The organism is Pseudomonas songnenensis (genome assembly GCF_003696315.1).
Lineage (GTDB): Bacteria > Pseudomonadota > Gammaproteobacteria > Pseudomonadales > Pseudomonadaceae > Stutzerimonas > Stutzerimonas songnenensis.
Genome location: NZ_RFFN01000003.1, coordinates 637,884 through 647,894, shown reverse-complemented (window position 1 = coordinate 647,894; position 10,011 = coordinate 637,884). Strand labels below are relative to the sequence as shown.

The following is a 10,011-nucleotide window of genomic DNA, read 5'->3' as shown; positions in this document are numbered from 1 at the left end:
GATAATAATTATCATTTGATTGCGATCAAGTTTACCTGTCGCAAGCGTGCTACTGCTGCCAGTCGCAGAAACAGGCCACCGCCAGCGAATGGGTGGCGCGCACCTTGCGCCCGGCGAGTACCGCATCGAGGATCGGCTCGACGAAGCTGTTGTCCGAGCTGCATACCGCGCCCTCGCTGTAAGGCCCGATATAGACCAGTTCGCCGCTCTGATCCCAGATGCCCACGGCGGGGCTGGCCGGCAGTTGCTCGGAGCCGGACAGGTCGTTAAGCGGCTTCAGCGAAGCCAGCGGTGCCGGCAGGCGGCCTTTGCTGCCGGGCTTGCGCACCTCGTAGAACTCGACCGGCTGCCCGGCGAAGCGCTTGAGCAACTCTTCCAGGTGTTGCTGGTTGCCGACGTTGCACGGGCAGCCCGGGTCCCAGAAGTGGACGAAGCGCACCGGCCCCGGACCCTGCAGTTCGGCCGGCAGGCGCAGCGTGTCGCCGGAAAACAGCTCGGCGCGCTCGCCTTCGAAGGTGCGCAGGTAGCGCGCCTCGAACCACCAGAACGCGGCCAGCATGGCGCCGCCCCAGAGCAGGGCGATCAGGGCGGCGATCAGGTATTTGCGGCGTGCGCTCATGGCAGGCTCCGATGTGGGTGCGCAAGCTTGCCATGACGCGGCGCAGAGCTGAATATCCCGGGTCCCAACCGCTTAAAGAAAGTCCATGCCTTCGCGTATCCAGCCCGATCGTCTGCGCAACAGCCTGTCCTCCCTAAGGGATGCGGCTGACGCTTCCGCCGAAACGCTGCACTATCAGGCCTACTACGGCCTGGACATGCCGCATCGGCGTAACGTGCAGCGGCGGCTGGGGCGTTTTCGCGTGCATGACTACGATGTCGTCGCCCAGGCCTGGTGGCCCGAACAGCCCCACGCCAGCCTGCTGATCCTGCATGGCTATTACGATCACATGGGCCTGTACCGGCATGTGGTCGACTGGGGGCTGGAGATGGGTTTCGCCGTGCTTGCCTGCGACCTGCCGGGCCACGGTCTGTCCAGCGGACCAAGGGCCAGCATCAACGAGTTCGATGAATACCAGGCCGTGCTCAGCGGGCTGTTCGAGCAGGCGCGTCAGCTTGATCTGCCGCGGCCCTGGCATCTGCTCGGCCAGAGCACCGGGGGTGCCATCGCGCTGGATCACCTGCTGCACCAGGCCGACAACCCGGACCTGGGCCGCACCATCCTGCTGGCCCCGCTGATCCGCCCGCGGGCCTGGCTGCGCTCGCGCATCAGCTACGAGCTGGTGCGGCGTTTCGTGCAGCAGATCCCGCGGACCTTCAGCGAGAACTCCAGCGATCCGCGCTTTCTCGAATTCGTCCAGAGCCAGGACCCGCTGCAGCCGGACATCCTGCCCACGGCCTGGGTCGGCGCCCTGTCACGCTGGATTCCGCGTATCGAAGGTGCAGCGGGCAGCGCGCATTCGCCGCTGATCATCCAGGGCGAGGCGGACATGACAGTGGACTGGCAGTACAACCTGCCGGTGCTGCAGCGCAAGTTCGCTGGTGCCGAGGTCCTGCGTCTGCCCGAGGCACGTCACCATCTGGTGAATGAGCGCGAGGAGCTGCGCCAGGCCTACTTCGACTTCCTGCGCGAACGCCTGAAGTAGCCCGGCGCGGCGGTCAGATACCCTGCTGCGGCTCCAGATCGGCGCCGCTCATGCCCACCGCCAGTCCGGCGCGCAGCGCCTGCAGCGCAGCCTGGTAATAGGCCTTGCCTGCGCCCGATTGGGCGAACTGCACGTATTCTTCCAGTTCGGCGTCGGACAGGTCGCGATAGACGAAGAGCAGCGTGTTGTCGAGATCGGCCTCGATCTGCTCGATCATCCGCTGGCGCTGGCTGCTCAACAGGCTCTGCGCCTGATTGCCACCGAGCAGGCCGGGAATCATCTGGCTCAGGCTGTCGGCGGCGACGCCAGCGAGTGCCAGGCTGACTTCCGCCCCGGCCTCGCTGGCCGGGATGGCCTGGGCAAGATGGCGAATCAGCAGCTGGCGGTTGCTTTCAGCCGCCACCCGCGGCAGGCCGTCGGTATGGCGCGCCAGCTGCTCGCGACGTGCCGCCAGCACCTCCGCCGAGACGATCTTGCGGCCCAGCGGGGACTGGAAGAAATCCAGTGCCGGCTGTGGGTCGGCCAGGTGTTCGCGCAGCGCGCGCTGCGCCCGCTGGTCGATGGCGTGGGAGGCGAAGCGGCGATTGCTGTTGGTCACCAGCGCCTGGAATACCGCGGGCGGCAGGGTGTCCTTGTAGCGCTGCTGGGCGGCGGTCAGCGCATCGGCGAAATTGGCCCGCTGTTCGGTCCAGCCGGCGGTTTCGTACAGCTCTTGATAGGTGTCGGCGAAGCTGGCGAAGCTGAAGGTCAGCAGTACACAGGCTAAAAGGGCGCGCATGGGAGCTCCTGTCTGGCGGGCGGTTCATTTTCCGTGCCCCGACGCATGCTTGTCGAGGCGCGCGAGCGCTGCTGCGATATGGCGCAGTGCCGTGGCTTGTGGCGGAGTCTCTACAGCCCCTAGACTCGTTCGGTATCCCCCTTCGGAGTCACTTCCTTGCAGTTCTCTTCGATCATCGACGACCTGGCCGAGCGCGGCTGGTCGCTGCAGAGTTCTTTCCTTCCCAGTGATGTGACCCACAAGCTGGCCGACGAGTGCCGCAGGCGCGAGGCAGAGGGCGCACTGGCGCCGGCCGGCGTCGGCCGTGGCGAGGCGCAGGCGGTGCGCGAAGGCATTCGCAGCGACCATATCCAGTGGCTGGAACCGGGCCAGGCAGCGATCTGCGATCAGTACCTCGAGGTGATGGATGCGCTGCGGCAACAGCTCAACCGCGAGCTGTATCTGGGCCTGGAAGAGTTCGAATGCCATTTCGCCTTCTACCCGCCCGGCGCCTTCTACCAGACGCACCTGGATCGCTTTCGCGACGACGACAGCCGTTCGGTGACCGCGGTGCTCTACCTCAACCCCGACTGGCAGCCGGCCCATGCCGGCGAGCTGCGCATGCACATGCCCGATGGCTCGCAGCTGGACGTGCCGCCGCTGGCCGGCAATCTGGTGGTGTTTCTCTCCGGCGATTTCCCCCACGAGGTGCTGGCCACTCAGGCCGATCGCCTGTCCCTGACCGGCTGGTTCCGTCGGCGCCCGGCGGACGTTCTCGCCCTCTGACGCAGCCGTTCTTCCGGCAAAAAAAAAGCCCGGCACAGGCCGGGCTAAAGGGAAGTAATTGCTCTGCGCTACATGCCAAGCATGTTTGGCAGCGCCAGCGAAATCGACGGCACGTAGGTGATGATCACCAGGAAGCTCAGCATCAGCGCCAGCCATGGCAGCACTGCGCGGATCACCTGGGTGACCGGCATTCCCGTCACCGCCGAGGCGACGAACAGGTTCAACCCCACCGGTGGCGTGATCAGGCCGATTTCCATGTTGACCACCATGATGATGCCCAGGTGGATCGGGTCGATACCCAGCTGAATGGCGATCGGGAACAGGATCGGCGCGAGGATCAGGATGATTGCCGAAGGCTCCATGAAGGCACCGGCGATCAACAGCACGATGTTCACCACCAGCAGGAACATCCACGGCTGCAGACCGGCCTCGATGACCCACGCGGTAATCGCCTGCGGAATCTGTTCGGTGGTCAGTACGTGAGCGAACAGCATGGCGTTGGCGATGATGAACATCAGCATGATCGACAGCTTGCCGGATTCCAGCAGCACCTTCGGGCAGTCGCGCAGGCTGATGTCCTTGTAGACGAACAGCGCGACGAAGGCCGAATACACCGCCGCCACCGCCGCCGCTTCGGTCGGGGTGAACATGCCGGAGTAGATGCCGCCGAGGATGATCACCATCAGCAGCAGGCCCCAGACCGCCTTGCGCGCAGCGGAGAGCCACTCGCGGAAGGTGGCGCGCGGCAGTGCCGGCAGGTTCTTTTTCACGGCGATGATGTAGATCGCGATCATCAGCGCGCCGCCGAGCATGATGCCCGGCACGACACCGGCCATGAACAGCTTGCCCACCGAGGTCTCGGTCGCGGCGGCGTAGACCACCATGACCACCGACGGCGGAATCAGGATGCCCAGCGTACCGGCGTTACAGACGATACCGGCACCAAAGGCCTGCGGGTAACCGGAGCGCACCATGCCGGCGATGGCAATGGAGCCGACCGCAGCCACGGTGGCCGGCGACGAGCCGGAGAGTGCGGCGAACAGCATGCACGCCAGCACCGCCCCGATGGCCAGGCCGCCACGGATGTGGCCGACGCAGGCGTTGGCGAAGTCGATCAGACGACGGGCGACACCGCCGGTGGTCATGAAGGCGCCGGCCAGCAGGAAGAACGGGATGGCCAGCAGGGTGTAGTGCTCGGAGGTTTCGAACAGCTTGATCGCCAGCGAGCGCACCGAGTCCTGGCTGAAGATCATGATGGTCAGCGAACCGGCCAGGCCGAGGGATACGGCCACCGGCACGCCGATGAACATGAGCACGAAGAGGGCGACGAACAGGAACAGAATGGTCATTACTTGGGCTCCTCTTCGCCGTGCTTGAGCGCATCGGCCGCTTCATCGGCCAGGCCGAGGCCCGTCTGCTCGTTGCGCAGGATGCGCACGAAGATTTCGGCGAAACGGATGAACACCATGGCGAAGCCGAACGGCACGATCATGCCGATATGCCATTGCTTGACGCCGATGTGGCCCAGGTCTTCCGCGCCGATGTTGGCGATGAACAGGGTCTGGATCCATTCGAAGCTGGCGACGGTCAGCAGGCCGGCATAGCCCAGGCAGAGCAGGCAGGCGATGATGCCGATGATGCGCTGGATGTTTCGCGGCGCCAGCTTGACCAGTGCATCGACGCCGATGTGCCCGGCGGTGCGCACGCCGTAGGCAAGGCCGGAAAAGATCAGCCAGGCGAACAGCGCCTTGGTCAGCGCCGTGCTCCAGGTCATGGCCTGGGCCAGGCCGATGATGAAATCACCGATGGCGAACCAGAAGTCGGCGGTGCCTTCGAACCGGTCGCCCAGGTTGTAGAAGAGCGTGTAAAGGTTGTTGAGGATCACGTAGACGAAGGTCACCAGTGTCATGGCGGCCAACAGAAAGGCAATAAAGCCTTCCTCGAAGTGGTCCCAGACGCGCCAGAGGGCGTTCATGGATGACATCTCCCGATGGACTGCTGTTGTGCGAAGGCAGCACGAGGTGCGCCGTGAACCAGCCGGGGCAGGCTGGCAGACAGAGCAATGAAAAACTCTTGTTGTCACTGTCGAAGCGGCGCAGCCGGGGGATCACCTTGGCCTGGCCTGTCTGCCCTTGGTGCGGGCTTCGCCTTCGTCAGCTGCTATGTTTTTTCACTGAGCTGTCGGGTGTTTCGGGTGGTGCAGCAAAGGGGCGGGAGCACCCGCCCCTCGGCAAGGCTTACTGAGCCTGGTTGGCGGCTTCGGCAGCCTTGATCAGATCAGCACCGATCTCGCCTTCGAACTTCTTCCAGACCGGCTTCATGGCTTCACGCCACATTTCGCGCTGCTCCGGAGTCAGGTTGATGATCTCGGTGGTGCCAGCGTCGACGATGCGCTGCTTGTCGGCCTGGTTCAGCTCGTCAGCCTGCTTGTTCACTGCGACGGTCACTTCGTCCAGGATGGTTTCCAGCTCGCTGCGTACATCAGCCGGCAGGCCGTTCCAGAACTTGGTGTTGGTGATCACCATGTAGTCCAGCAGGCCGTGGTTGGACTCGGTGATGTACTTCTGCACTTCGTGCATCTTCTGCGAGTAGATGTTCGAGTAGGGGTTCTCGGCACCATTCACCACGCCAGTCTGCAGGCCCTGGTAGACCTCGGCGAAGCTCATCTTGCGCGGGTTGGCGCGCACGGCCTTGAACTGCTCGTCCAGCACGGCGGAAGCCTGTACGCGGAACTTCAGACCGCGGGCGTCCTTCGGCTCGCGCAGCGGCTTGTTGGCCGACAGCTGCTTCATACCGTTGTGCCAGTAGCCCAGGCCGGTGATGTTCTTGTCTTCCATGGAGCGCAGCAGGCTCTGGCCGGCTTCGCCTTTCTGGAAGCGGTCGACTGCCGCGATATCGTCGAACAGGAACGGCAGGTCATAAACCTGAACGCCCTTGGAGTAGTGTTCGAACTTGGCCAGCGACGGTGCGATCAGCTGAACGTCGCCCAGCAGCAGGGCTTCCATTTCCTTGCCATCGCCGAACAGCGAGGAGTTCGGGTAAACCTGTACCTCGACCTTGCCGGCCAGACGCTCTTCCACCAGTTTCTTGAACATCAGCGCGCCCTGGCCTTTCGGCGTGTTCTCGGCGACGACGTGGGAGAACTTGATGGTGATCGGGTCAGCCGCGTGGGCCAGACCGGCGATGCTCAGCGACAGGGCGCATGCCAGCGCCTTGGCAGTCAGTTTGAACATTGATGTTTCCTCTTGTTGTGGGTGGGAGCCGCGGGGCATCCCGGCAGTAACCAGCTGGGCAAGTCTAGGCGCAATGGCCAGGTTGCGATGGGTGATCGCACTCGTTCCGTCCGGTTCATTGAGTATCAGGAGCAATGCCTGTGCCAACAGCCGGCAGAGCAACCTGTGGGCAGGGAGTTTACCCAGCAACAGATGAAGGTTTGAATGGCGGATTGCCAACAAGCGCGTCTAGGTCGCACCTTTGCGGCGTTCATCCGGCTCGGGACGGGTACGCCGCTGGCCACCGCAGGACGCGGCAGCCGAATGATCTGCTCGTCGATCAGAATGGCGGGATTCCGCCATCTAATCGTTTTCCTCCGGCGAGCTTCCGCCAGCATCGCTGAAATTCAGACCGTGCTTGCGCAGCTTGTCGTGCAGCGTCTTGCGCGGCACGCCGAGCGCTTCGGCGACGCTGCGCAGCGAGCCGTGGGGGCGGTTCAGCTCGGCGGCGATCAGCGCACGCTCGAACGCTTCGACCTGCTCGCTCAGGTTGCCAGCGCCGGCAAGACTGGTGGTCGGCTCGGCGCCTGGCTGATCCAGTCCGAGGCCGAGACCCAGGGCGAAGCGCTCGGCAGTGTTCTGCAGCTCGCGTACGTTGCCTGGCCAGGCGTGGCGCAGCAGGGCGGCCCGCTGTTCCGGCTGCAGTTCGCGGACCGGCAGGCCGTGGCGCTGAGCGCCCGCCTCGGCAAAATGCTGGAACAGCAGGAGGATGTCCTCGTTGCGCTCGCGCAGCGGCGGAATTCCCAGCGGTGCCACGTTGAGGCGGTAGTACAGGTCGGCGCGGAATCGTCCCTGATCGGCGGCCACGCGCAGATCCTCCTTGGTCGCGGCGATGACGCGGATATCCAGCGCGATCGACTGGTTGCCGCCGAGCCGTTCGACTACCCGTTCCTGCAGCAGACGCAGCAGCTTGACCTGCACGTCGAGGCTCATGCTCTCGATCTCGTCGAGGAACAGGGTGCCGCCGTTGGCGAACTCGAACTTGCCGATGCGCCGTTTCTGCGCGCCGGTGAAGGCGCCGGGCTCGTGGCCGAACAGCTCGCTTTCCACCACCGACTCGGCCAGTGCGCCGGCGTTGATCGCGACGAACGGGCCGTTACGCCGGCTGGAGAGGTCGTGCAGGGCGCGCGCCACTACCTCCTTGCCGGCGCCGGTTTCGCCGAGGATCAGCACATCGGCCTGGGTTCCGGCCAACGCGCCGATCTGTTCGCGCAGGCGCAGCATCGCCCTGGACTGACCTAGCAGGCGTGCCGAGAGCTGCTGTCGGTCGGCCAGCGCCAGGCGCAACGAGCGGTTGTCCAGCACCAGTTGGCGCAGCGCCAGAGCGCGGCGCACGCTGTCCAGCAGCGCCTCGCTGGGGAAGGGCTTCTCCAGAAAATCGTAGGCGCCGGCGCGCATGGCCTGCACCGCCAGCTGGATATCGCCATGCCCGGTGATCAGGATCACCGGCAGGTCGCTGTCGCGCGAGCGCAGTTGCTGGAGCAGTTCCAGGCCGTCAATTCCCGGCATGCGAATGTCGCTGACCACCACACCCGGCCAGTCCGCCGGCAAGCGCGTGGCCAGCTCGCGAGCGTCGCCCAGGCTGGCTACCTTGAGGCCTGCAAGATCGAGGGTCTGGCTGAGCGCCTGGCGCAGGTGCGGATCGTCGTCGATCAACAGCACCTGCGTCTGGGCGCTGATCGAATGCTCGCTGCTCATTGAAAGTGGTCCTCGGTGGGAAAGGCGACGCCCGGCTCGGCACTGCGCAGAAACAGGCCAAGCTGGGCACCACCCTCGGGATGGTTGCTCATGCGCAGCTCACCGCCAAGGGCGCGGGTGAGGGTATCGCAGATCGCCAGGCCCAGGCCCAGGCCCTGGGCGCTGGTCTTGGTGGTGAAGAAGGGCTCACGGGCGCGCTGCAGCGCCTCGGCGGAGAAGCCCGGACCGTTGTCGCGCAGGGTCAGCAGTACGCCGTCGCCCTCCAGCTCGGCGCGCAGCCAGATGCGCCGCGGCTGGGGACGTTCGCCGAGGGCGTCGAGGGCATTGGCCAGCAGGTTGGCGAGGATCTGCCGCAGCCGCGTTTCGCCGGCCTGCACCCACAGCGTCGCGTCCGGCAGATCGCGGATCAGCTCGACGCCCATGGCCTGGCGGCGCTTGGCCAGCAGCGCCAGCGCATCGTCCAGTGCCGGCTGCAGCGCCACCCGTTCCGGTGCGTGCTGATCGCGACGGGCGAAGGCGCGCAGGTGGGCGATGATCGATGCCATGCGCGCGGTCAGTTCGCTGATCAGCCGCAGGTTGTCGCGCGCCTCGTCGACGCGCTCATGGTCGAGCAGCACGCGGGCGTTGTCGGCATAGCTGCGGATCGCCGCCAGCGGCTGGTTGAGTTCGTGGCTGATGCTTGCCGACATGGTGCCCAGCGCCGACAGCTTGCCGGCCTGCAGCAGCTCGTCCTGGGCGCGGACCAGTTCCTGCTGGGCCTGCTCGCGCTCGAGCACCTCGACCTTGAGCCGGCTGTTCAGCGCCTCCAGATCACGGGTGCGCTCGAGCACGCGCTGTTCCAGCTGCTGGCGTGCCTGGGCATCCAGCGCCAGCCGTTCGAGGAAATGCCGGCGGCGTTGCATCAGCAGGCCGAGCCAGAGCAGCAGCGCCAGCAGCGTCGCGGCACCGATGGCGACGACGGTGCGCACCGGGCGTTCGACCAGGTTGACGGGGGCGAGGATGCGTACCGTCCAGCCGGTTTCCTTCAGCTCGCGGCTCTGGATCAGCCAGGCATCGATGTTCAGCGTGAGGTCCTGCGGGTACAGGGTGGGATAGGGCTGATCGAAGGCTATCTGTTCGCGCTCGTCGACGCCCAGTCCGCGGGTGGCGCGAAATCGCCATTCCGGCCGCGAGGTGAGGATCACCACGCCGAAGTTGTCGGTCACCAGCAGCTGTTCCGGGGTGCTGCCCCAGAGCGTCTCGGTGTGGTCGAGATCGACCTTGACCACCAGCACGCCGAGCACCTGGTCGCCGTCGCGCACCGCCGCGCCGAAGTAGTAGCCGCGTTTGCCGGAGGTGGTGCCGAGGCCGAAGAAGCGCCCGAGGCGACCCTCCATGGCCTGGCGGAAGTAGGGCCGGAAGGCGAAGTTGCGATCGACGAAGCTGTCTTCCTCGTCCCAGTTGGACGCAGCCAGTGTGTTGCCGTCGGTTCCCATGAGGTAGATCACATCGGCACCGGTCTGGTTGCGCAGGCGCTTGAGCAGCCGGTTGGCGTTGTCTCGCACCTGGGGCGAGTCCTGCTGCAGCACGGCGCGCAGGGCCGGCAGGTCGCCGAGGATGCGGGGCAGCACTTCATAGCGGTTCAGTGTGCCGAGCAGGTTGGCAACGTACAGGTCCAGGGTCTGGCGGTTCTGTTCGGTCAGCTCGTTGCGGTAGTAGCGCTCGGCGAGCTGCTGCAGCGGCCAGAGCAGGGGCGCCAGCAGCAAGGCCAGAAGTGCGAGGTTGCGCCAGCGTGGGCGACGGGGGGGGTGCAGTGCGGTCATGCGTGGGCGCCTGGGTGTCCGGCGCATTATGCACGCAGAGCGTGCCGGCGTTC

General features: G+C 65.5%; 9 protein-coding genes. 2 read left to right on the top strand and 7 right to left on the bottom strand.

Annotated features, from left to right (window positions below; genetic code table 11):
* Nucleotides 1-49 precede the first annotated feature (49 nt).
* Nucleotides 50-619, bottom strand: coding sequence for a DUF6436 domain-containing protein (locus EA798_RS11685; protein ID WP_106157113.1), 570 nt, complete (start codon nucleotides 617-619; stop codon nucleotides 50-52).
* Nucleotides 620-704: 85 nt separating this feature from the next.
* Here EA798_RS11685 and bipL point away from each other — a divergent pair, with 85 nt between their 5' ends.
* Nucleotides 705-1,643 (top strand): phospholipase BipL, encoded by a 939-nt coding sequence (gene bipL, locus EA798_RS11680; protein WP_106157116.1) that lies wholly within the window; start codon nucleotides 705-707, stop codon nucleotides 1,641-1,643.
* A gap of 13 nt (nucleotides 1,644-1,656) precedes the next feature.
* On the opposite strand, the gene EA798_RS11675 is transcribed toward bipL, so the two are convergent.
* Nucleotides 1,657-2,421, bottom strand: a complete 765-nt coding sequence (locus tag EA798_RS11675) for a DUF2059 domain-containing protein (RefSeq protein WP_122099044.1) — start codon at nucleotides 2,419-2,421, stop codon at nucleotides 1,657-1,659.
* A gap of 156 nt (nucleotides 2,422-2,577) precedes the next feature.
* Here EA798_RS11675 and EA798_RS11670 point away from each other — a divergent pair, with 156 nt between their 5' ends.
* A complete protein-coding gene (locus EA798_RS11670; RefSeq protein WP_122099043.1) occupies nucleotides 2,578-3,186 on the top strand; it encodes a 2OG-Fe(II) oxygenase in 609 nt (202 codons plus the stop codon).
* A 68-nt stretch (nucleotides 3,187-3,254) separates the two neighbouring features.
* Here the strand turns inward: EA798_RS11670 and dctM are convergent, their stop codons facing one another.
* From dctM to EA798_RS11640, 5 genes are all read right to left on the bottom strand, one after another.
* The gene (dctM, locus tag EA798_RS11665; protein ID WP_106157124.1) at nucleotides 3,255-4,535 is read right to left on the bottom strand and encodes a C4-dicarboxylate TRAP transporter large permease protein DctM; all 1,281 of its coding nucleotides are present in this window, start codon (nucleotides 4,533-4,535) and stop codon (nucleotides 3,255-3,257) included.
* The gene (locus EA798_RS11660; protein WP_106157126.1) at nucleotides 4,535-5,161 is read right to left on the bottom strand and encodes a TRAP transporter small permease; all 627 of its coding nucleotides are present in this window, start codon (nucleotides 5,159-5,161) and stop codon (nucleotides 4,535-4,537) included. Before EA798_RS11660 ends, dctM begins: the two co-directional genes overlap by 1 nt.
* A 262-nt stretch (nucleotides 5,162-5,423) precedes the next feature.
* Nucleotides 5,424-6,419: a C4-dicarboxylate TRAP substrate-binding protein DctP gene (gene dctP, locus EA798_RS11655; protein ID WP_106157129.1), complete on the bottom strand. Its 996-nt coding sequence runs from the start codon at nucleotides 6,417-6,419 to the stop codon at nucleotides 5,424-5,426.
* A gap of 342 nt (nucleotides 6,420-6,761) precedes the next feature.
* On the bottom strand, nucleotides 6,762-8,156 hold the full coding sequence (locus EA798_RS11645) for a sigma-54-dependent transcriptional regulator (protein WP_122099041.1): 1,395 nt from the start codon (nucleotides 8,154-8,156) through the stop codon (nucleotides 6,762-6,764).
* Nucleotides 8,153-9,958, bottom strand: a complete 1,806-nt coding sequence (locus EA798_RS11640) for a sensor histidine kinase (RefSeq protein ID WP_122099040.1) — start codon at nucleotides 9,956-9,958, stop codon at nucleotides 8,153-8,155. The genes EA798_RS11645 and EA798_RS11640 overlap by 4 nt, the downstream gene beginning before the upstream one ends.
* Between the last annotated feature and the right edge of the window lie 53 nt (nucleotides 9,959-10,011).

Excerpts from the sequence above, each read along its gene's own strand:
- EA798_RS11685 (WP_106157113.1), bottom strand. The coding sequence starts at position 619 with ATGAGCGCACGCCGCAAATACCTGATCGCCGCCCTGATCGCCCTGCTC.
- bipL (WP_106157116.1), top strand. The coding sequence starts at position 705 with ATGCCTTCGCGTATCCAGCCCGATCGTCTGCGCAACAGCCTGTCCTCC.
- EA798_RS11675 (WP_122099044.1), bottom strand. The coding sequence starts at position 2,421 with ATGCGCGCCCTTTTAGCCTGTGTACTGCTGACCTTCAGCTTCGCCAGC.
- dctM (WP_106157124.1), bottom strand. The coding sequence starts at position 4,535 with ATGACCATTCTGTTCCTGTTCGTCGCCCTCTTCGTGCTCATGTTCATC.
- EA798_RS11660 (WP_106157126.1), bottom strand. The coding sequence starts at position 5,161 with ATGAACGCCCTCTGGCGCGTCTGGGACCACTTCGAGGAAGGCTTTATT.
- dctP (WP_106157129.1), bottom strand. The coding sequence starts at position 6,419 with ATGTTCAAACTGACTGCCAAGGCGCTGGCATGCGCCCTGTCGCTGAGC.
- EA798_RS11645 (WP_122099041.1), bottom strand. The coding sequence starts at position 8,156 with ATGAGCAGCGAGCATTCGATCAGCGCCCAGACGCAGGTGCTGTTGATC.
- EA798_RS11640 (WP_122099040.1), bottom strand. The coding sequence starts at position 9,958 with ATGACCGCACTGCACCCCCCCCGTCGCCCACGCTGGCGCAACCTCGCA.